15 protein-coding genes are annotated in these 20649 nt (G+C 69.6%); 8 read left to right on the forward strand and 7 right to left on the reverse strand.

Annotated features, from left to right (window positions below):
* Nucleotides 1-109: 109 nt before the first annotated feature.
* Both I2W78_RS35825 and I2W78_RS35830 read right to left on the reverse strand, forming a co-directional pair.
* Nucleotides 110-1477 carry a dihydrolipoamide acetyltransferase family protein gene (locus tag I2W78_RS35825; protein WP_196464915.1) on the reverse strand — a complete coding sequence of 456 codons (1368 nt, stop codon included), beginning with the start codon at nt 1475-1477 and terminating at the stop codon, nt 110-112.
* 40 nt (nt 1478-1517) lie between these two features.
* Entirely contained in the window at nt 1518-3701 is a 2184-nt protein-coding gene (locus tag I2W78_RS35830; RefSeq protein WP_196464916.1) for an alpha-ketoacid dehydrogenase subunit alpha/beta, read from the reverse strand.
* Between the two features lie 140 nt (nt 3702-3841).
* On the opposite strand from I2W78_RS35830, the gene I2W78_RS35835 reads away from it, so the two are divergent.
* Both I2W78_RS35835 and I2W78_RS35840 read left to right on the forward strand, forming a co-directional pair.
* Nucleotides 3842-4342 carry a VOC family protein gene (locus tag I2W78_RS35835; RefSeq protein WP_230886983.1) on the forward strand — a complete coding sequence of 167 codons (501 nt, stop codon included), beginning with the start codon at nt 3842-3844 and terminating at the stop codon, nt 4340-4342.
* Between the two features lie 39 nt (nt 4343-4381).
* Nucleotides 4382-5065 (forward strand): GntR family transcriptional regulator, encoded by a 684-nt coding sequence (locus I2W78_RS35840; RefSeq protein ID WP_196464917.1) that lies wholly within the window; start codon nt 4382-4384, stop codon nt 5063-5065.
* A gap of 94 nt (nt 5066-5159) precedes the next feature.
* Here I2W78_RS35840 and I2W78_RS35845 read toward each other — a convergent pair whose 3' ends face one another.
* Nucleotides 5160-6710 carry an amidohydrolase family protein gene (locus tag I2W78_RS35845; protein WP_196464918.1) on the reverse strand — a complete coding sequence of 517 codons (1551 nt, stop codon included), beginning with the start codon at nt 6708-6710 and terminating at the stop codon, nt 5160-5162.
* A gap of 269 nt (nt 6711-6979) precedes the next feature.
* Here I2W78_RS35845 and I2W78_RS35850 point away from each other — a divergent pair, with 269 nt between their 5' ends.
* The gene (locus I2W78_RS35850; protein WP_196464919.1) at nt 6980-7948 is read left to right on the forward strand and encodes an aldo/keto reductase; all 969 of its coding nucleotides are present in this window, start codon (nt 6980-6982) and stop codon (nt 7946-7948) included.
* Nucleotides 7949-7958: 10 nt separating this feature from the next.
* Here I2W78_RS35850 and I2W78_RS35855 read toward each other — a convergent pair whose 3' ends face one another.
* Both I2W78_RS35855 and I2W78_RS35860 read right to left on the reverse strand, forming a co-directional pair.
* Nucleotides 7959-8876, reverse strand: a complete 918-nt coding sequence (locus tag I2W78_RS35855) for a LysR family transcriptional regulator (RefSeq protein ID WP_196464920.1) — start codon at nt 8874-8876, stop codon at nt 7959-7961.
* A gap of 41 nt (nt 8877-8917) precedes the next feature.
* Nucleotides 8918-10168: an MFS transporter gene (locus tag I2W78_RS35860; RefSeq protein WP_196464921.1), complete on the reverse strand. Its 1251-nt coding sequence runs from the start codon at nt 10166-10168 to the stop codon at nt 8918-8920.
* 159 nt (nt 10169-10327) lie between these two features.
* Here I2W78_RS35860 and I2W78_RS35865 point away from each other — a divergent pair, with 159 nt between their 5' ends.
* On the forward strand, nt 10328-11197 hold the full coding sequence (locus I2W78_RS35865) for a LysR family transcriptional regulator (protein ID WP_196464922.1): 870 nt from the start codon (nt 10328-10330) through the stop codon (nt 11195-11197).
* A gap of 180 nt (nt 11198-11377) precedes the next feature.
* On the opposite strand, the gene I2W78_RS35870 is transcribed toward I2W78_RS35865, so the two are convergent.
* Together I2W78_RS35870 and I2W78_RS35875 are read right to left on the reverse strand one after the other, a co-directional pair.
* Nucleotides 11378-12334, reverse strand: coding sequence for a sigma-70 family RNA polymerase sigma factor (locus I2W78_RS35870; protein WP_196464923.1), 957 nt, complete (start codon nt 12332-12334; stop codon nt 11378-11380).
* Between the two features lie 18 nt (nt 12335-12352).
* Nucleotides 12353-13588, reverse strand: coding sequence for an NAD(P)/FAD-dependent oxidoreductase (locus tag I2W78_RS35875; RefSeq protein ID WP_196464924.1), 1236 nt, complete (start codon nt 13586-13588; stop codon nt 12353-12355).
* A gap of 286 nt (nt 13589-13874) precedes the next feature.
* Between I2W78_RS35875 and I2W78_RS35880 the strand changes: the two genes are divergently transcribed.
* The 4 genes from I2W78_RS35880 (at nt 13875) to I2W78_RS35895 (ending at nt 20649) form a co-directional block, all read left to right on the forward strand.
* The gene (locus I2W78_RS35880; protein WP_230886984.1) at nt 13875-15575 is read left to right on the forward strand and encodes a xylosidase; all 1701 of its coding nucleotides are present in this window, start codon (nt 13875-13877) and stop codon (nt 15573-15575) included.
* A gap of 215 nt (nt 15576-15790) precedes the next feature.
* Nucleotides 15791-17149 (forward strand): lectin, encoded by a 1359-nt coding sequence (locus I2W78_RS35885; RefSeq protein ID WP_196464925.1) that lies wholly within the window; start codon nt 15791-15793, stop codon nt 17147-17149.
* Between the two features lie 85 nt (nt 17150-17234).
* Nucleotides 17235-19451, forward strand: a complete 2217-nt coding sequence (locus I2W78_RS35890) for an RICIN domain-containing protein (RefSeq protein ID WP_374222744.1) — start codon at nt 17235-17237, stop codon at nt 19449-19451.
* An 82-nt stretch (nt 19452-19533) separates the two neighbouring features.
* Nucleotides 19534-20649, forward strand: a complete 1116-nt coding sequence (locus I2W78_RS35895) for a chitinase (RefSeq protein ID WP_196464926.1) — start codon at nt 19534-19536, stop codon at nt 20647-20649.

Consider the following 20649-nt stretch of genomic DNA (forward strand, 5'->3'; position numbering starts at 1 on the left):
CGGGTTCGGAAGGGCGCTGCCGCCGCTGCGACGACGGCAGCGCCCTTGCGCGCGGTCGGAGCATGTACGCGAAGTGGTCGCGTCGGGTGGGAAGCCCGAAGGAACGGGCTCAAAGAAGCATGAGCATCGGCTGCTCGACCGCTTTGGTGAACTCGCTCATCCAGCGTGCCGCGTCAGCACCGTCGACGGCCCGGTGGTCGACCGAGAGCACCACCCGCATGACGGTCGCCGCAGTGAGTGTTCCGTCGTCAGCGACCACCGGCTCCTGGCGGCCTGCGCCGACGGCGAGGATGGCGGCCTGGGGCGGATTGATGATGGCGGCGAACTCCTCCACCCCGAACATGCCGAGGTTGGTGATGGTCATGGTGCCGCCCTCGAGGTCACTCTGGGCGAGCCTTCCGCTGTTGGCCTGCTCGACGTACTGCTTGACCTGCTCGGCCACGCTGCCCAGGGACCGCGAGTCCACGGACCTGACAACGGGGGTGACGAGGCCTCGGGAGGAGGCGATGGCAACGCCGATGTCGGCGGAGGCGTAGCGGAGCATTGCCTCGTCCTGCCAGATGGCGTTCATCTGCGGAACCTGTTGGTGCGCGTGTGCCGCCGCCTTGATGAGGAAGTCGTTGACCGAGACGCGGACGGCAGAGACCTGGTTGATCTCGCGCCGCAGAGCCAACAGAGCGTCGATGCGAGCACTGCCCTTGAGATAGAAGTGCGGGGCCTGCTGCTTGCTCCGGGTCAGGCGGGCGGCGACAGCACGCCGCAGGCGTGTGTGCGGGATGGTCTCGGCAACGCCAGGCTGTGGTGCTCCGGCGTGCCGGCTGGGCTCCGCACCCGGTGCCGGGGCCGTCGGCGGCGTGGTCACCGGGCTCGCCGGCTCCGGCACGGTCTGGCTGACAGTGGCCGGATCGGCCACAGTGTGGTTGGGGGCCAAGCCGTCGTCCGCGGCCGTGCCGCCGGCGGCCCGGGCTGCGATGGCCCCCTCGACGTCCTTGCGGACGATCCGCCCGTGCGGACCAGTGCCATGGACGTCGGTCAGTGACAGTCCGGCCTGTTTCAGCAACCGCCTCGCCAGCGGACTGGCGAATATCCGCTCGGGTTCCTCTGGTGCGGCAGCGGCGGCGCCCTGCCCTTCTTGGGGCGCGCCGGACGTGCCGTCGACCCCCGCGGCGGAGTCCGCCGCAGGGCGCTCGGCGACCCCCAGCTGGGCGAGCACCGCGTCAAGATCGGCGACGTCCTCGCCGGGATCCAGGAGCACCGCGATGGGTGCGCCGATCTCCACGGTGCTGCCGGCCTCCGCGAGGATGCCGGCCAGCATGGCGTCGTGTTCCGCCTCGAGCTCGACCATCGCCTTGTCGGTTTCGATGACGGCAATCGGATCCCCGGCGGCGAAGCCGGTGTGCTCCTGGACGAGCCACTGCGACAGCATCGCCTCGGTTGATCCTGCCGCCACCTCGGGCATGTGCAGCAGCTTGGCCATGACCTCTCCTAATGTCCTGTCGTGCGGGAATGCGGCGAGCTCAGTCGGCTTCGCGGATCTGCTTCAGCCGGGCGACGATCTCGTCGGTGCCGGCGATGGCCGCGCGCTCGAGGACCTTGCTGATGCTCGGCGACGCCTCAGCCCCCGTCACGCGCTCGACCGGCTGGTCCAGCCAGTCGAACAGGCGGCGCTGAATCTCGTCGGCGAGCCAGCCGCCGTAGGACGTGCCCACGGCGCCCTGCTCGACGATGAGCACCCGGTTGGTCTTCTTGATGCTCGCTTCGACGGTGTCCCAGTCGAGGCTGGCGCGGTCGAGCCAGCGCAGGTCGATGAGGTCGGCCTGGATCTGCGGCACCTGGTCGAGCGCTTCCAGGCAGTGGTTGACCATCGACAGGTAGGAGATGACGGTGAGGTCCCCGCCTTCCCGGCGCAGCGCAGCCTTGCCCACCGGAATGCGGTAGTCGAGGTCGTCGACCGGGCCTGTCCCCGTCGTCGTGTAGAGATCGACGTGCTCCAGCACGACCACCGGGTCGTCGCAGGCGAGCGCGGTGTTCATGAGGCCCACGTAGTCGAAGGGGTTGGACGGGGCGACCACGCGCAGTCCCGCCGCCGTGGTCAGGATGCCGGCCGGATCCATGGTGTGCTGCGAGCCGTACCCGGTTCCGGCGGCGAGCTTGGAGCGCAGCACGAACGGCACGGCGCTGTCGCCACCGAACATGTGGCGGGCCTTGGCGACCTGGTTGAACAGCTGGTCGGCGGCCACCCACATGAAGTCGGCGTACATGAACTCGACGATCGGGCGGAACCGGCCGTCGAGAGCCATGCCCCCGCCCAGGCCCGTGAAGGCGTTCTCGCTGATGGGCGTGCCCAGCACCCGGTCGGGAAACAGCTCCAGTGCCCGCTTGGTCGCGCCGTTGGTTCCGCCCCTGAGCCGGTTGACGTCCTCGCCGAGTACGACGATGCGCTCGTCGGTCTCCATCCGCCGGCCGATCACGTCACTCACGACGTCGATGAAGCGTCGGTCCGTCAGCTTTCCGGAGAAGGTGTCGGGCTCTTCGTAGCGGCTGCCGTCCAGTTCGCTCAGGTCTCCGCGGACCCCCGCGTCGACGAAGGAGCTGTCCGGCCAGGCCGTGGGCTTGATGCGGCGCTGGCCGGGCTTGCCCTGCGGGTCCGGCTCCAGCAACGACTCACCGATCTCCCGCATCACGGCCGCGACCTGCTTCTGCACGGCCGTGATCTGCCTCGCGGTCGCGAGCTTGCGGCGGACGACGTGGGACCGCAGCTGCTCCAGGGCGTCGCGGTCGCGCCAGGCCTTCTCCTCCGCCTTGTCCCGGTAACCGAAGGCGCTGCCCGGGTAGGCCCCGTTCTGGTGGAAGTACCGGTACACCTCGGCCTCGACGATGGTCGGGCCGCGGCCGGCCCGCATGTGGTCGAGCGCCTCGTTCATGGCCAGGTTGACGGCGAGGGCGTCCATGCCGTCCACGCGCCAGCTGGGGATGTTGAACCCCGCCCCCCGGGCCGACAGCCTCGGCTCCCCGGTCACCTCGCCGATCGGGGTCGACACGGCGTACAGGTTGTTCTCGATGAAGAAACAGATGGGCAGGCGCCAGGCTGCCGCCAGGTTGAAGGTCTCCAGGACCGAGCCGATGTTCACGGCGCCGTCGCCGAAGTAGGTCACCGTCACCGCGTCCGTGCCCGCGTGGAGCTGGTTCCAGGCGAAGCCGGCGGCCTGCGGGACGCCGCCGCCGACGATGGCGTTGGTGCCCATCGCCCCGGCCTCGCGCCACTGCAGGTGCATCGAACCGCCGCGGCCCCGGCAGAAGCCGTCGGACAGACCGCAGATCTCGGCGAGGGTGCGTCGGAGCACCGTGCGTACGTTGTCGTCCAGCTCGGGCAGCCCGTCGTACTTCTCGGGCAGGACGTGGCCGAACGCCTTGGCGAGGAACTGGTGATGTCCGCGGTGCGTGCCGTTGACGAAGTCGTCGCTGCGCAGGGGCAGCGCGGATCCGACCGCGCCGCCCTCCTGCCCGATGCTCGAGTGCACGGGTCCGTGGATGAGACCTTCACCGGCGAGTTCGAGCGCGTACTCCTCGAACGCGCGGATCCACAGCCCCTGGCCCAGCATCCCCAGCAGCAGGGCGGGATCCGCGGCGTCCCAGTCATCGGCTGAGGCACTCAGCTCGACCCAGGGTGAGCTGGGGGACAGAGGGTCACGGCTGGGCATGGGTTCTCCCTGGAGTGTGACTGGACACCTTGGATTGGATCCAATGTCTTGTGACGCAGCCCGTCGAGCGGGCCATCTGCCCTAGACTATGCGTCTCGAAGCATGTGAACGCAAGACCGAATGGATCCATTGGAGAGATCATGCCCATCCCAGGACTGACCCGCCTCGACCACATCGGCCTCACCGTGCCCGACCTCGCGCAGGCGCACGAGTTCTTCGTGGACGTGCTCGGCTGCGAGTACATGTACGCGCTGGGCCCCTACCAGCACGACGGTCACTGGATGAGCGAGCACCTGGGAGTCGACGACCGGGCCGTGATGCGTCGGCTGCACTTCTACCGGCTCGGCGGGCAGGCACTGTTCGAGGTCTTCCAGTACGAGGCGCCGGACCAGCGCACGCAGGCGCCACGCAACAGCGATGTCGGCGGCCACCACGTGGCGCTCTACGTCGAGGACCTCGATGCCGCGGTGGAGGACCTGCACCGGCGTGGCCTGCGGGTACTGGGCGAGCCGACGACCAGCAGGGGCGCCAGCGAGGGACAGCGCTGGGTCTACTTCCTGTCACCCTGGGGCATGCAGTTCGAGCTGGTTTCCTATCCTGGCGGCAAGGCCTTCGACCACGATCCGCAGGCCTTCGCCTGAGCAGGAGCCCGGGCATGAGCATGGACAGGAGTGAGGCCAGTGTCCGAGGGCAACGGCACCCTGCGGGCCGGTGTGGCCAGCCAGCGGATCGCCGACCAGCTGCGCGAGCGCATCCTGTCGGGCCGGCTGGCACCGGGCACGCGGATCATTCAGGACGAACTCGCTGAGGAACTGCGGACCAGCAGACTGCCGGTACGTGAGGCACTGCGCATCCTGCAGTCGAAAGGTCTGGTCACCCTGCGGGCCAACCAGGGCGCATGGGTGACGCAGATGGACATGCGCGAGTGCGAGCTGAGCTACAAGATGCGCGAGCGACTCGAACCACTCCTGCTCTCGGAGTCGGCGCCGCACCTTACGGACGCGGACATCGCGGAGCTGGCCGAACTGCAGGAGCGCATCGAGCAGACGCAGGATGTGGAACAGTTCCTCGTGCTCGACCGGCAGCTGCACTGGCAGACCTACCGGCACCACCGGGCGGACGAACTCGCAGGCATCGTCGCGCGGTTGTGGGACACCACGCAGCACTACCGCCGGGCCTTCACCCGGCTGGCCTCCGAACAGCGCAGCTGGGTCATCAACGCCGAACACCGCCTGCTGATCGAGGCGTTGCGTGACGGCGACCACCGGTCCGCCGAGCGGATCCTCGAACTGCACATCCGCCGTACACGGGTTGAGCTGTCCCATCACCCGGAGGTGTTCCAGACGGGCGTCGCGAGCGGGTGAGGCGTGCGGTCGTCAACCTCCTTGAGGACATGGCGTGGCGGCCGGGTTTCCCCGGCCGCCACGCGGAATGGTTCGGCGCTGGACGCCTATCGGTTCAGGCGACCTTGTAGGGCGGAGGCTCCTGCCCCTCGGCCCACTGCTTCTCGCCTGCCTTGTCCCGGATGTAGTCGCGTGAGGCCTCTGCCAGGCGCCGGGCCCGCTTCAGGTCCGGGGAGATGAGCTCGCCGCCGTACTTGAGCACACGTCCGTTCACCACAACCGTGTCGACCTCCGCGCGCGTCGCCTGGAAGACGATCTGGTGGGAGGCGTTGGTGAGCGGGACCATGGACGGTGTGTCCGCCCGCAGCAGCACCAGGTCCGCCAGCTTGCCCGGCGTGATCGACCCCAGCGACGAGCCCAGGCCGAGCGCGTCGGCTCCGCCCTGCGTCGCGAAGTGGATGACATCCTCAGTACGCAGGTCGTTGTTGACGACGGTCTTCCCGTCGGCCTGCGCGGCCTGGTGGTCGAGGCCGCGGTCCGCGTTGAGGGTGGCGCGCATCGCGGAGAACATGTCGGAGCTCCACCAGACGCTGGTGTCCATCGACAGGGAGATGGGGATGCCGTGTTCCCTGACCTTGCCGGTCGGAGGGTAGCCCTGGCCCGCGTTGAGCTCGCTCTCGGCGGAGATCGACACATTGCCGCCGGAGCCGGCGATCAGGCCGTAGGCGCTGTCCGGGAAGGACCCGCCGTGCACATAGGTGTTCGTGGGCAGCAGGAAGCCGTTGTCGCGCAGGATCTGCAGGGCGTTGTCGGGCGAGAACTCCCAGATGCCGGCGTGCTGGGTGACCATCAGGTCCCGGTCCCGGGCGAACTCCCACGCGGGCCGCTCCGGGAACGCCACGTCGGTGGGGGTGTCCCAGGCCAGTTGCAGGGTGACCAGCTGGTTCCTGGACGAGAAACGGCTGCGCAGCAGCCGGTCCACGTCACCACCGGCGGTGGCCCACTCCTGCGGCGGGGCGGAGAGGTCGCTGTAGGCCAGGCGGGCCCGCCCACGGGAGTCGAAGAGGGCGTCCGCGGCGGCTTCGGCGTGATCGAGGGTAAACAGCGCATGTGACCAGTCGAGGCTGGTGGTCACCCCGCTGTTGATGGCCTCCACCATGGACAGGTAGTTGCCGGCGTACACGTCCTCGGGGCGCCAGTACTTGGCCCACCCCAGGTACATGAACTGGAAGTAGTTCTGGATGGTCCATTCGGCCCCGACGCCGCGCAGCACCGTCTGCCACATGTGCCGGTGGGTGTCGATCATGCCGGGCATGAGGATGCGGTCGCGTCCGTCGATGACGGCAGCGCCCTCGGGGGCAGTGAGATTGGGTCCCACGGCCTGGATGGTGGACTCGGTGACCAGCACGTCTGCGTTGTGCTGGACCCCGAGTCGGGGATCGCCGGTCACCACGGTGGCGTTGCGGAAGACGATCGGGCGGCCGGGCTTGAAGGAGGGTGTCCGGACGGGCGCCTGCGGCCGGGCCACGGCTGTGGCGCCCAGCCCGACGGCCGCGACTCCGAGGCCCGTACCGGTTCCGACGAGGAAGGATCTGCGCCCCAGCCGGGACCGGGTGTGGTCCTTTGCGTCCTGCCCGGCCGAAGGCGACGACTCGTCGCTGTGCATGCGTGCTCCAACTTGCTGTTGACGGGATTGCCGGGCTGGACGCTAGCAAGGTAACTGCACGTGCAACAGTTGAAATCGGCAACTACATCGAAGGGCCGAGACACCTACTCCCCTGGACCTCGGTCGGCCGACCCGGTACCGCGCGACGCCTGCGCTGATTGAGAAGTTCCGATGATTGCCGCGTTCGTTTTCTTCTGTTGGACCGCATGGCAGAGCCGCTCCCAGCATGAAGGGCACAGCGACACCGCACTTTCAGGAGCAGCACGACCATGAAATGGATCTCTCTCGGTTCGACCGGGCTTCACGTCTCCCGCATCGCCTTCGGCACCTGGCAGTTGGGCGGGCAGTGGGGAGCGTTCGACGAGGATCGGGCCATCACCGCCATCCGTGAGGCCCGCGAGCTCGGGATCAACTTCTTCGACACCGCTCAGGCCTACGGCTTCGGCGCCTCGGAGCGGGTCCTGGGCAAGGCCCTGCGCAAGGAGATCACCGGGGACCGGGACAGCGTGGTGATCGCCACCAAGGGCGGCGTCCTGCCGGAGGGTGGGCGTGACGCGTCCGCCGCGTACCTGCGTCAGGGTGTGGAACAGAGCCTGCGCAGCCTGGGCGTCGAGACCATCGACCTGTACCAGGTGCACTGGCCGGACGCGAACGTGCCCGCCGCGGAGACGGCGGGCGTGCTCCAGGAGCTCGTCGACGAGGGCAAGATTCGATTCGCCGGCGTGTCCAACTACGACGCCCCGCAGATGGCGGAGTTCGCCGCGGTACGCCCGGTGGACACCCTGCAGCCCCCGTACCACCTCTTCCGCCGTGGCATCGAGGCCGAGGTTCTGCCCTACACGATCGAGCACAACATCGGCGTCCTGGCGTACAGCCCACTCGCCAGCGGTCTGCTCACCGGCCGCTTCGACGAGAACACCACGTTCGAGGACAGCGACTGGCGGGGCCGGGCCACCGCGTTCACCGGCGACACCTTGAAGCGCAACCTGGCGGTCGTACGGCGACTGACCGAATTCGCCGAGGAGCGCGGGCTGACGGTAAGTCAGCTGGCGATCGCGTGGGTGCTTGCCCGGCCGGGGGTGCACGTGGCCATTGTCGGCGCGCGCAGCAGCGGCAACATCAGGGCCAGCGCCGCGGCCGCCGACGTGGAGCTGAGCGCCGAGGACCTTGCCGTGATCGACGAGCTCACGGCCGATGCGGTCTCCGTCGAAGGCGCGACCCCCGAGGGCGTGCTGTGACCCTCGGACTCTAGGCGCGCGGCGTGTGTGCCCGGCCCGGTAGGGCGTCCAGGCCGGGCACCATGCTCAACAGCTGCCGTGCGGCCGGTGCCATCCGTTCCGGATCCGGCACGGCCACGGCCGCCCGCCAGACGGCGGCCTCCCCATCGGCGAGGCGCACGGCGCTCAAGGCGGCCGCCTGCGGCTTGCGCGCGACGTGCTGGGGCACGAGGGCCACTCCCAGGCCGTGACCGACCAGGTCGAGCAAGCTGTGTACATCGTTGACCTGCAGGGTGACCAGCCGCTGGTGTCCGGCGTCGGCGAAGGCACGGTCGGAGACTGCGCGCGCACCCCATTCGGGTGCGAAGTCCACGAAGCCCTCGCCGTCGAGTTCCTTCCACTCCACGTCTTCGCGTTCCGCGAGAGCGTGATCGGCGTGGCACAGCAGGACCATCGGTTCCGTCGACAGGGGCAAGAGCCGAACCCCGCCCGGGGGTTGGCCGCTCACCGCCACGAACGCCAGGTCCAGTTGTCCGGCGGCGACGTCCTGGATCAGGGCCTGTGAGCCGTCCTGTCTCATGCGGATCTCCACACGAGGGTGCCGACCGCGGAAGCGGGACAGGACCGAGGACACGTGAACCGCGCCGAGGCACTGCTCGCTTCCCACGGCCAAGGCGCCCCGCAGGAGTCCCTGCACGGCGGCGACCGCGTCCTTGGCGGCGCGCGCTCCGGCGAGAGTGCGGCGGGCCTCGTCGAGCAGTGCCCGGCCCGCCTCGGTCAGATCCACGCTGCGGGTGTTGCGCAGGAAGAGCTGGGCACCCAGCTCCTTTTCAAGGGAGCGCACTGAGGCCGACAGCCCCGACTGCGACACCAGCAACCGCTCGGCGGCACGAGTGAAGTGCCGTTCCTCGGCCACGGCGACGAAGTACTCCAAGTGTCGAAGTTCCACGATCTCATCCCCTCATCACACCGTCGAAGCCATGGAAACGGTCAGCCGCTCAGCGACGAACGAGCGAACCGACGCGCCAAGAGGACCGCCAATGCCGCGACCAGGCCGCTGAAAGCCAGCACGGCATCGCGGACCGGCACCGTCTGCACGGCCAGTCCCAGGCCCAGCACTGGAACGGACAGCCCCGCATAGGCGGCGAGGAACAGCCCTGTCAGGGTTTCGCCGCGTCGCTCGGGCACGGCCATCGACAGCACCGTGCTGACGCAGCCCTTGAAGGCCGTGCCGGCACCCGCACCGGAAACCGCTCCGCCGACGAGGAACAGCGGGAGGTCGGCCGTCCAGACCGCCGCGGCCAGTACGGCCATGCCGACCGCGAGGAGCCCCAGGCCCGCCTGCAGTTGGGTGCGGGTACCCGCACGAGCGAGCAGGATCTGAGCCAGCGCCGCCGAACCGAAGACCAGGAAGGCCGCGAGCCCGGTCACGGTGGGAGAGGCGACGTGCAGATCGCCCAGGACGAGGGGGGTCAGCGAGGTGAACAAGCCGAGCACCGCGAACGTGACCAGACCCGCACCGGCCACGGCGAAGAACGCGGGACGAGCCCGGTCGGGAACGCTGACGCGCTGTGGGCGGTAACGCGGCCGCGGTTCGGGCCGTACGACGGTTTCCGGAACCACGACCACGGCCACCGCTGCCAGGGCGAGCAGGCCGAGGAAGATCAGATAGGGCGTGCGCAAGGCGTCCGGGGCGTGATCGGCGAGCAGTCCTGAGACCAGCGGGCCGATTCCGAGCCCACCGAGGTTGGCGCCCGTGGCCACCACGTTGGCGCGGACGGGGGAGGCATGGGGCCGGGCATGCCGGTGCAGGTCGTCCAGGTGCGCGGTGGCCGTCGCCGTCAGCAGCCCCACGCTCAGTCCCGAAAGCAGGCGGGCGACGATCAGTGCGGGAACGGAGTACCAGCTCACGAAGACCATCGCGGAGGCGATGCTGAGCGCGACCGCCGGAAGCAGCACCGTTCTGCGCCCGAGCCAGTCCGACAGATGGCCGGCCAGGAAAAGGGCCGCCAGCACGCCGACGGCGTAGGTGGCGAAGACGATCGTGACGACGAACGGCCCGAACCCATCGGTCCGCTGGTACAGCGGGTAGAGCGGGGTGGGCACGGTGGAGAAGGCCATGGTCAGGGTGAATGTCGCGGCGATCAGCCAGAAACCGGTGTGATGGCGGGCGTCCGAGTGACGCCGGTGGGCGCCCCTCGTGCCCCGGGCCCGGGCTGTGCCGACGGTGGACTGGGACATGACCGACCTCAATTCTCTACGGCTGCCGTATTCGGCATGGCAACCGCAGCAACGCCCAACAGGAAGCCGCCCTTCCGCACCGGGCGCGATAATCGACGAAGACTGTTATCTCTGTTGGAGATGACCTACCCGGCCAGTTCCCAGCCAGGAGAGGTGCTCATGGACCTGCGGCAGATGGAAGTCGTCATCGCCGTCGCCGAAGAAGGGGGATTCACGGCCGCGGCCCAGCGGCTCCATGTAGTCCAGTCCGCAGTTTCGGGCGCGGTGCGGACACTGGAGCGAGAGCTGGGCACCCGGCTGTTCGACCGCACCACGCACCGCGTGGCACTGACACCGGCGGGCGAGGCGTTCGTGCCGGCCGCGCGTGCGGCGTTGCGTGCCGCGGATCAAGCGCGGTCGGCGGTGGACGCGGTACGGGGTCAGCTGCGGGGCACGGTGACCGTCGGCACGATGCAAGGCGTCTGGGCCGGTCTGCACGATGCTCTGGCCAGGTTGAGGGCACAGCACCCCGGCGTGGTGGTCCGGCTTCGGCAGGCAGCTGTTGCCGACATCCGTCAGGCGCTGCGCGACGGGACGGTGGATCTGGCTGTGGTCGCTCTCGACCGTCGACAACAGCGTGGGCTGGCCACCCGCCTGCTCGCCCGTGAGGAAATGGTGCTGGTCGCCTCACCCGCGCGGGAGTTCACCGGAACGGGAGCGGAGGACACGGTCACGCTCGACGAGGTGGCCCGGCTGCCGCTGGTGGACTTCGCTCCCGGCTGGGCGATCCGCGACTCGGTCGACCGCGCGTTCCGTGCCGCCCTCGTCGAGCGCGACACGACCTTCGAGGTCAACGACATCATCGCGGCGTCCGAACTCGTCCGCCACGACCTGGGCGTGTGCATCATGCCCGAGTCGATCGCCGCACGCTTCCCCGACCTGGCCGTACGCCGGTTCGAGCGGCACGCGCCGCACTGGAACGTCATGGTCGTACGGCCCCGTGGCGAAGCTTCCCCGGCGGTCGCCGCCCTGCTGCGGCACATCTCCTGAGGGCAGACCAGCGGTGCGAACGCCTCCTCGCGGGAGCACGCCTCGGGGGCGCCCGACTCGCTCCGCTGTCCGACAAGTTCGCGGATCTCGGCGAGCCCGGGCGCGGTTCATCGCAGCGCGGCGCTGCGCCTGGCCGCCGTCGGCGTCGGCGTCGGCGTCGGCGTCGGCGTCGGCGTCAGGTCACCACTCGGCGATGAGCGGCGTGTCCGGTTCGTGCTGTCGCCAGGCTTCGGTGAGGCGGGCGAGGCGGGTGGGGGCGGCGATGCCGCGCACGGTTGCGATCCTGCCGTTGGTGATGTCGAAGGTCACGGAGCCGACGACCTGGTCGCCGAGCACGAAGAGGATGGCGGGGGCGCCGTTGACGAGGGCGTAGTGAATGGCGGGCGTGCCGCCGGCAAGGCGCCGTTTCGCGGGTGTGGGCTTGAAGCCGGCCCGTACGACGGCGGCGATGCGCTGCGGAGTGTCGTACTGCTGCAGCGTCTTGGTCAGGCCGGCGCCGTCGGAGATCGCGGTGGCGTCGTCGGTCAGCAGCGCCACCAGCCGTTCGGTGCGCCCCGAGGAGGCGGCGGCGAGGAATTCCTCGACGATCCGGCGAGCGGATGCGGGGTCGACTGAGCCGGCGCCGCGCCGGCGGGCGGCGGTGATGCGGCCCCGGCCCCGGTGGAGGTGCTGCTGGCTCGCGGACTCGGTGATGTCGAGGATCTCGGCGATCTCGGTGTGGCTGTAGGAGAACGCTTCGCGCAGGACGTAGACGGCCCGTTCGAGGGGTGACAGGCGCTCCATGAGCGTCAGCACGGCCAGGGAGACCGATTCGCGCTGCTCGAAGGTGTCGGCCGGGCCGAGCATCGGGTCGCCGTCGAGGAGCGGTTCGGGAAGCCAGGCGCCGACGGTGCGTTCGCGGCGGGCCTGTGCCGAGCGCAGGCGGTCGAGGCACAGGTTGGTGACGACCTTGGTCAGCCATGCTTCGGGCACGTTGATCCGCTGCCGGTCGGCGGCCTGCCAGTGCAGGAACGCGTCCTGCACGACGTCCTCGGCGTCGGTGGCGGAGCCCAGCAGTCGGTACGCCAGCGAGGCCAGCCGGCTCCGGCCGGCCTCGAAGCGACTGGCGTCGAAGCGATCAGTGGCGGTGCTGTCCACGCGGACCACCCTGGGCGGCTACGCCGCCGCCTTCTCGGCGGACCCGTCCGGCGAGAGGGCGGCGGCCCTGTCGGCGGACGCATCCGGCGCGGCGGTCAGGCGGTGCTTGCGCTTGGGCATGCCGAAGGTCGGGTGGGAGTTGGCCCACAGCGACATCTTGAGGATGGCCGCCTTGACCCGCGCGGCCTTCCGGCCGCCCACGTACTTCGGCTTCGCCTGCCCCTCGTCGTCGACCATCTGCAGGATCCCGTCCCGCCGCCCGAGGCTGATGTGGTTGCCCGCGTAGTCCAGCTTGGTGTGCGCGACCTCGCGGCCGGTCAGGCGTCCGACGATCGCGTGGATCGCCTGCCTGCCGGTGTAGCCGGCCGAGGCGCAGGACATCGGCAGCGGCCGGCCGTTGTCGCCGATGGCGTAGGCGCTGTCGCCGACGGCGTAGACGTTCGGATGCGAGACCGAGCACATGGTGCGATCGACGACGATCTGCCCGTTCTCGGTGACCTCCAGCCCGCCGGCGGCGGCGACGGGGTCGACCGCGAACCCGGCCGTCCAGACGGTCGCGTCGGACGCCAGGGCGGTGCCGTCGGCACACAGCGCCCGCGTCGCTTCGACGGCTTCGACGCTGGTGTGCTCCAGGACGGTGATGCCCAGCCGGTCGCAGGCCTGGCGCAGGTGGCTGCGGGCTCCGGCGGAGAGCCGGGCGCCCAACTCGCCGCGGGCGACCAGCGCCACCGACAGGCCGGGCCGGGATTCGGCGATCTCGGTGGCGGTCTCGATGCCGGTCAACCCGTCGCCGACGACCAGCACACTCCCGCCCTCGCCCCGCCCGTCCAGGCTGTCCAGGCGCTTGCGCAGGCGCAGCGCCGAGGGCCGGGCGGCGACGTCGAAGGCGTGCTCGCCCACGCCGGGGACGCCGCCGTCGTCCCCGTGGCTGCCGAGCGCGTAGACAAGCGTGTCGTAGCCGAGTTCGCCGCCGCCGTCGGCGTCGGCCACGGCGACGACCTGGCGCTCGGGGTCGACGGCTGTGACACGGGCCAGGCGCAGCCGTATCGCCGTCCCCGCGAAGACGTCGGTGAGCTTCGGAGCCTCGATCTCCTGGCCGGCCGCGAACTGGTGCAGCCGCAGCCGCTGGACGAAGTCCGGCTCGGCGTTGACCACGGTGATCTCGGCGTCCGCCGGGGACAGCCGGCGGGTCAGGTTCCCGGCCACGTAGGCCCCGGCATAGCCGGCGCCGAGGACGACGATGCGGTGCTTCATGTGTTGCTCCCGTCGATTCGCTTGCTCCTGGTGATTGAGCGGAACAGCGCCCCGATTCCTGACAGGAACCGCATGTGATGTGGGTCACAGGGCAAGCGCGGCACAGGCGGGGTGCCCGGGGCCGCCGCGAGTGAAGCGCCACAGCAGGCGCTCATTGCCCTCATGTGACGCGGCCGGCCTTGACGCCCCAGCAGCGTCGTGACTTAACTCAAGGTTTGAACTAGCCGGATTCTCACCCCCGTTACCCGCCGGGCCCCGCCCGGTCCCTCCCCCCTCGGAGCAGCCCATGCCGAAGTCCCACCGCACACCGACCTGGACGCGCCGCCGAGTGCTGGGCGCGACGGCCGGCGGCACGGCAGCCGCCGCCGTCGGCGCGTTCGGTACAGCGCGGGCCGCCTCGGCGGCCGACACGAGCGTCACCGCGAGCGGCCCCGGCGACGTCGTCGGCAAGGTCACCGTCGGCTATCAGGGCTGGTTCGCCTGCAAGGGCGACGGCGCGCCGATCAACGCCTGGTGGCACTGGAGCCCCAACAGCGCCCAGCCGCCGTCCCCGTCCAACCACGGCATCACCTCCTGGCCGGACGTCCGCGACTACACCAAGACGTACACGACCGCCTACGCCAATCTCGGCAACGGTCGCACGCCGAACCTGTTCTCCTCCCACGACCAGCAGACCGTGGACACCCACTTCCTGTGGATGCAGCAGTACGGCATCGACACAGCGGCGCTCCAGCGCTTCAACCCCACGGGCGGTGAAGGACCCACCCGTGACGCCATGACGGCCAAGGTGCGCAGCGCGGCGGAGGCGTACGGCCGGAAGTTCTACATCATGTACGACGTCACCAGCTGGACGAACATGCAGTCGGAGATCAAGACCGACTGGACGAACAAGATGTCGGCGTACACGTCGAGTCCGGCGTACGCCAAGCAGAACGGCAAGCCGGTCGTGTGCGTCTGGGGCTTCGGCTTCAACGACGCCAAGCGCGACTTCGCCCCCGCGGCCTGCCTCGACGTCGTCAACTGGTTCAAGAACCAGGGCTGTTACGTCATCGGCGGCGTCCCCACCTGGTGGCGTACCGGCAACAGCGACTCCCGCCCCGGCTTCAGCGAGGTCTATCACGCCTTCAACATGATCTCCCCGTGGATGGTGGGCCGGATCGGCAAGGCCGCCGACTCCGACAACTTCTACAACGTGGCGACCGTCCCCGACATGCAGGAGTGCGCCGCGCACGGCATCGACTACCAGCCGTGCGTGCTCCCCGGCGATGTGGCCGAACGGCAGCGCGCGCACGGCGACTTCATGTGGCGGCAGTTCTACAACGTGGTCCGGGCCGGGGTGCAGGGCATCTACATCTCGATGTACGACGAGTACAACGAGGGCAACCAGATCGCCAAGACCGCCGAGTCGCAGAGCTGGATCCCCACCGACGCCGGTCTGCTCGGCCTCGACGAGGACGGCACCGCCTGCTCCGCCGACTACTATCTGCGCCTGACCGGCGACGGCGGCCGCATGCTCAAGGGCGAGCTCGCCCTGACCGCGACCCGCCCCACCCAGCCGTACGTCAACGGCACGTCCGCCGGCACCCCGGCCGCCGCCACGATCACCCTCAAGGCGCGGGCCAACGGCAAGTTCGTGACCGCCGAGAGCGGCGGCACCAAGTCCCTGATCGCCAACCGCGACTCGGCCGGCGCCTGGGAGCGCTGCGACCAGATCGACCTGGGCGGCGGCACCATCGCCCTGCGCTCCCGTGCCAACGGTCGTGTCGTCACCGCGGACAACGCGGGCGCCGCCGCACTGATCGCCAACCGCACCGCCATCGGCCCCTGGGAGACCTTCCAGCTGGTGCGGAACTCCAACGGCACGGTCAGTCTGCTCGCCGCCGCCAACGGCAAGTACGTGACGGCCGACAACGGCGGAGCCGACCCGCTCATCGCCGGCCGCACGTCGATCGGCACCTGGGAGCAGTTCGACCTGGCGACGGTCTGAGCAGGTCGGGGCGAACACCGGGTACGTGAGTCCCCCCCCCGAGTGAGCGAAGCCTGGCCGGAAGCAACAACTCACTTCCCTCAGCACTTACTTCACTTCTTGACGAAAGCGGTCTGGACCTTTAGGTTCACGGCTCAGCATCACCTCGTGTGACGCGTTCATGAGGTGAACGCGGTCCCAGGTTGTTCACCCCCCACGAAGGGCTCTCCGCGCATATGCCCAGACCTCTCCCCACGGCTGTCTCCCTGGCCGCCCTCTCGCTCGCCACCGGCCTGCTCACCGCGTCCCCCGCGCAGGCCGCCACCGGCGCCGTCACCGGCCTCGCCGGCAAATGCCTCGACGTCGCCGGCGCGAACTCCGCCGACGGCACACCCGTCCAGCTCTACGACTGCAACGGAACCGCCGCCCAGCAGTGGACGGTGGGCAGCGACGGCACCATCCGCGCCCTCGGCAAGTGCCTCGACGTCACCGGCAATTCGACGGCCGACGGCGCGACGGTGCAGTTGTGGAGCTGTACCGGTGGCGCCAACCAGAGGTGGACCGTCACCGCCGCGAACGACATCGTCAACCCGCAGGCCAACAAGTGCCTGGACGTCACCGGCAACAACTCGGCCAACGGCACGCGGATCCAGATCTGGAGCTGTGGCGGCGGCGCCAACCAGAAGTGGACCGCGCCGGCCCCGGGCGACGGCAACCCGCCCTCCGCGCCGATGGCCGTGGCGCCGTACCTCTACAACGGCTGGGGCAGCCCGCCGAACCCCACCACGGTCTCCAACGCCACCGGTGTCAAGCACTTCACCCTCGCCTTCGTGCTCAGCAACGGCTACTGCAACCCGCAGTGGGACGGCTGGCGGGCACTGACCGGCGGCGTCGACCAGCAGACGATCAACACCGTGCGGGCAGGCGGCGGCGACGTCGTCCCGTCCTTCGGCGGCTGGAGCGGCAACAAGCTGGAGAGCTCCTGCTCCTCCGCGAGCGAGCTGGCCGCGGCCTACCAGAAGGTCGTCAGCGCCTTCGGGCTGAAGGCGATCGACATCGACCTGGAGGCCGAGGCGTACGACAGCCCGACCGTGCAGCAGCGCACCGTCGACGCGCTGAAGACCGTCAAGGCCAACAACCCGGGCCTGAAGGTGTACGTCACCATCGGCACCGGCCAGAGCGGCCCCGACACCAGCCTGATCAACCGGGCCGCGAGCTCCGGTCTGACCGTGGACGCCTGGACGATCATGCCGTTCAACTTCGGCGGCGTGGGCCAGAACATGGGCAACCTGTCCGTGCGGGCCGCCGAGGGCCTGAAGAACTCGCTGAAGGCGGCGTACGGCTACAGCGACGACCAGGCCTACCGGTCCATGGGCATCTCGTCGATGAACGGCATCACCGACCAGGGCGAGACCGTCACGGTCAACGACTTCCGGACGATGCTCGCCTACGCCCAGCAGCACCACCTGGCCCGGCTGACCTTCTGGTCCGTCAACCGCGACCGTCCGTGCACCGGCGGCCCCGCCGACAGCTGCTCCGGCGTGAGCCAGTCCGACTGGGACTACACCCGCGTCTTCGCGGGCTACACCGGCTGATCCCGCCACCCCCACCACCCGTCCGCCGACCTGCCCGGCCTTCGGCCGGGGACCCCCATCTCGCTTCGCTCGGCTAGGAGAACCCGTGCTCACCTCCTTGCGCTCCGCGCTCACGCGCCGCCGCAGATCAACTGCGGCCGCGCTGGTCACCGCGGCCGTCGCCTCCCTGCTCACCACCGCACCCGCGCCCGCGGACGCGGCGGAGAGCGCGGCCGAGGCACTGCCCACCGACTTCGCCACCGTCATGAACGCCGCGAGCGGCAGGTGTCTGGACGCCTATGCGGCCGGCACCGCCAACGGCACCGTCGTACAGCAGTACAAGTGCAACGGCACCGCGGCCCAGCAGTGGAGCTTCTCCACCACCAGCGACGGCTACGTCCGTATCAACAACCGCAACAACACGAACCAGGTCGTGGACGTCTCCGACGTCTCCACGGCCGACAACGCGCCCGTCCACCTGTGGGCCTACGGCGGCGGCGCCAACCAGCAGTGGCTGCCGGTCCACGAGGGCGGTGGCGCCTACCACTTCGTCAACCGCAACAGCGGCAAGTGCCTGGACGACCCCGGCGCCTCGACCGCGGACGGCGTGCAGTTCGTGCAGTACACCTGCAACGGCAGCGCCGCCCAGCGCTTCCAGGTGGTCCCGGTGACCCAGTCGAGCACGAATCCGGACCTCGGCCCGAACGTCGTCGTCTTCGACCCGTCCATGTCGGCGTCGACCATCCAGAACAGGCTGAACACCATCTTCCAGCAGCAGGAGACGAACCAGTTCGGCTCCCAGCGCTACGCCGTCCTGTTCAAGCCGGGTTCCTACGACGCGGACGTCAACGTCGGCTACTACACCCAGGTCGCCGGTCTCGGCCTGGGCCCGGACGCGGTCACGATCAACGGCGCCGTGCACGTCGAGGCCGACTGGTTCCCGCCGCAGAACGCCACCCACAACTTCTGGCGCGGCGCCGAGAACATGTCCGTCAACCCGACGAACGGCAGCGACCGTTGGGCGGTCTCGCAGGCCTCGGCCTACCGCCGCATGCATCTGCGCGGCAACCTCGCCCTGGACGACGGCGGCTGGTCCAGCGGCGGCCTGCTCGCGGACACCAAGATCGACGGGCAGGTCAACTCCGGCACCCAGCAGCAGTGGCTGACCCGCAACTCCCAGCTCGGCAGCTGGACCGGCTCCAACTGGAACATGGTCTTCGTCGGCAGCCAGGGCGTCCCCACGAACAGCTTCCCCAACCCGCCCTACACCACGGTCGCGCAGACCCCGGTCAGCCGTGAGAAGCCGTTCCTGTACGTCGACGACAACGGCGCCTACCAGGTGTTCGTGCCGTCGTTGCGGTCCAACTCCACCGCGACCAGCTGGGCGGGCGGAAACGCCCCCGGCAGCTCGCTGTCCCTGGACACCTTCTACATCGTCAAGCCGGGCGCGAGCGCGGCGGACATCAACGCCGCCCTGGCGGCGGGCAAGAACCTCCTGGTCACCCCCGGCGTCTACCACCTCAACCAGACGCTCCAGGTGAACCGCGCCGACACGGTCGTCCTCGGCCTGGGCCTCGCCACGTTCATCCCGGACAACGGCATCACCGCGATGAAGGTGGCCGACGTCGACGGTGTGAAGGTCGCGGGCATCCTCTTCGACGCGGGCACCACCAACTCGCCCACCCTGATGGAGGTCGGCCCGACGGGCGCGTCCGCCTCGCACGCCGCCAACCCGACGTCCCTGCACGACGTGTACTTCCGCGTCGGCGGCGCTGCCGTGGGCAAGGCGACCACGAGCCTGGTGGTCAACAGCGACAACGTCATCGGCGACCACACCTGGATCTGGCGCGGCGACCACGGCAGCGGCATCGGCTGGAACTCCAACACCGGGGACACCGGCCTGATCGTCAACGGTGACAACGTCACGATGTACGGCCTGTTCGTCGAGCACTACCAGAAGTACCAGACGATCTGGAACGGCAACGGCGGCCGCACGTACTTCTACCAGAACGAGATGCCGTACGACCCGCCGAACCAGGCCGCCTGGATGAACGGCTCCACGCAGGGCTACGCCGCCTACAAGGTCGCCAACTCCGTCACCAGCCACCAGGCCTACGGCCTCGGCAGCTACTGCTTCTTCAACGTCAACCCGAGCGTGACCGCCGAGCGGGCCATCGAGGCGCCGAACAACCCCAATGTGCGCTTCACCAACATGGTGACGGTCTCCCTCGGCGGCACGGGCACCATCCGGCACATCGTCAACGACCGGGGCGGCCCGTCCAACTCCACGACCAACGTGGCCAATCTGACCAGCTACCCGTAACCGGCACCAGCTCCGCCGACGGCCGTCCCTCAACCCGGGGGACGGCCGTTCCACCCCCAACACCCCCAAGGAGCTCACCACCATGCACAGACCCCGCTTCCTGGGCCGCCTCGCGGTCTTCGCCGCCCTCGGCGCCGTCCTCACCGCCCTGTTCACGGCGACGCCCGCACAGGCCGCCGACGGCTCGATCACCGGGCTCGCCGGCAAGTGCGTCGACGTGGCGGGCGCCAGCAGCGCCAACGGCACCGCCGTACAGCTCTACGACTGCAACGGAACCGGCGCCCAGATCTGGTCCAACCCCGGTGACGGGACGCTGCGCGCCCTCGGCAAGTGTCTGGACGTCGTCGACCGCAGCACCGCCGACGGCGCGGCCGTCCAACTGTGGGACTGCTCGGGCGGCGCCAACCAGCAGTGGGTGGTCACCGCCGCGCGCGACATCGTCAACCCGGCCGCGAACAAGTGCCTGGACGTCCGCGACAACAACAGCGCCAACGGCACCCGGCTGCAGATCTGGACCTGCTCCGGCGGAGCGAACCAGAAGTGGAACGCGCCCGCGAGCGGAGGCGGCGGCAACCCGTCCGGATTCGTGGTCACCGAAGCCCAGTTCAACCAGATGTTCCCGAACCGGAACCCCTTCTACACGTACAGCGGCCTGACCGCCGCGCTCAGCGCGTACCCCGGTTTCGCCAACACGGGCAGCGACACGGTGAAGAAGCAGGAGGCCGCCGCCTTCCTCGCCAACGTCAACCACGAGACCGGCGGCCTGGTGCACGTCGTCGAGCAGAACCAGGCCAACTACCCGCACTACTGCGACTGGGGCCAGCCGTACGGCTGCCCGGCCGGTCAGGCCGCCTACTACGGCCGCGGCCCGATCCAGCTGTCGTGGAACTTCAACTACAAGGCCGCCGGTGACGCGCTCGGCCTGGACCTGCTCAACAACCCGTGGCTGGTGCAGAACGACGCCTCCGTCGCCTGGAGGACCGGCCTGTGGTACTGGAACACCCAGAGCGGCCCCGGCACCATGACCCCGCACAACGCCATGGTCAACCAGGCCGGCTTCGGCCAGACCATCCGCTCCATCAACGGCTCGCTAGAATGCGACGGCAGGAACCCCGCCCAGGTGCAGAGCCGCGTCGACGCCTACAACCGGTTCACCTCGATCCTCGGCGTGTCGCCGGGCGGCAACCTCTACTGCTGA

The sequence above is a fragment of the Streptomyces spinoverrucosus genome, assembly GCF_015712165.1.
Classification (GTDB): domain Bacteria; phylum Actinomycetota; class Actinomycetes; order Streptomycetales; family Streptomycetaceae; genus Streptomyces; species Streptomyces spinoverrucosus_A.

Bases quoted from the DNA above. Each gene is read 5' to 3' on its own strand.
- I2W78_RS35825 (WP_196464915.1), bottom strand. From the start codon at position 1,477: ATGGCCAAGCTGCTGCACATGCCCGAGGTGGCGGCAGGATCAACCGAG.
- I2W78_RS35830 (WP_196464916.1), bottom strand. From the start codon at position 3,701: ATGCCCAGCCGTGACCCTCTGTCCCCCAGCTCACCCTGGGTCGAGCTG.
- I2W78_RS35835 (WP_230886983.1), top strand. From the start codon at position 3,842: ATGCCCATCCCAGGACTGACCCGCCTCGACCACATCGGCCTCACCGTG.
- I2W78_RS35845 (WP_196464918.1), bottom strand. From the start codon at position 6,710: ATGCACAGCGACGAGTCGTCGCCTTCGGCCGGGCAGGACGCAAAGGAC.
- I2W78_RS35850 (WP_196464919.1), top strand. From the start codon at position 6,980: ATGAAATGGATCTCTCTCGGTTCGACCGGGCTTCACGTCTCCCGCATC.
- I2W78_RS35860 (WP_196464921.1), bottom strand. From the start codon at position 10,168: ATGTCCCAGTCCACCGTCGGCACAGCCCGGGCCCGGGGCACGAGGGGC.
- I2W78_RS35865 (WP_196464922.1), top strand. From the start codon at position 10,328: ATGGACCTGCGGCAGATGGAAGTCGTCATCGCCGTCGCCGAAGAAGGG.
- I2W78_RS35875 (WP_196464924.1), bottom strand. From the start codon at position 13,588: ATGAAGCACCGCATCGTCGTCCTCGGCGCCGGCTATGCCGGGGCCTAC.
- I2W78_RS35880 (WP_230886984.1), top strand. From the start codon at position 13,875: ATGCCGAAGTCCCACCGCACACCGACCTGGACGCGCCGCCGAGTGCTG.
- I2W78_RS35885 (WP_196464925.1), top strand. From the start codon at position 15,791: ATGCCCAGACCTCTCCCCACGGCTGTCTCCCTGGCCGCCCTCTCGCTC.
- I2W78_RS35895 (WP_196464926.1), top strand. From the start codon at position 19,534: ATGCACAGACCCCGCTTCCTGGGCCGCCTCGCGGTCTTCGCCGCCCTC.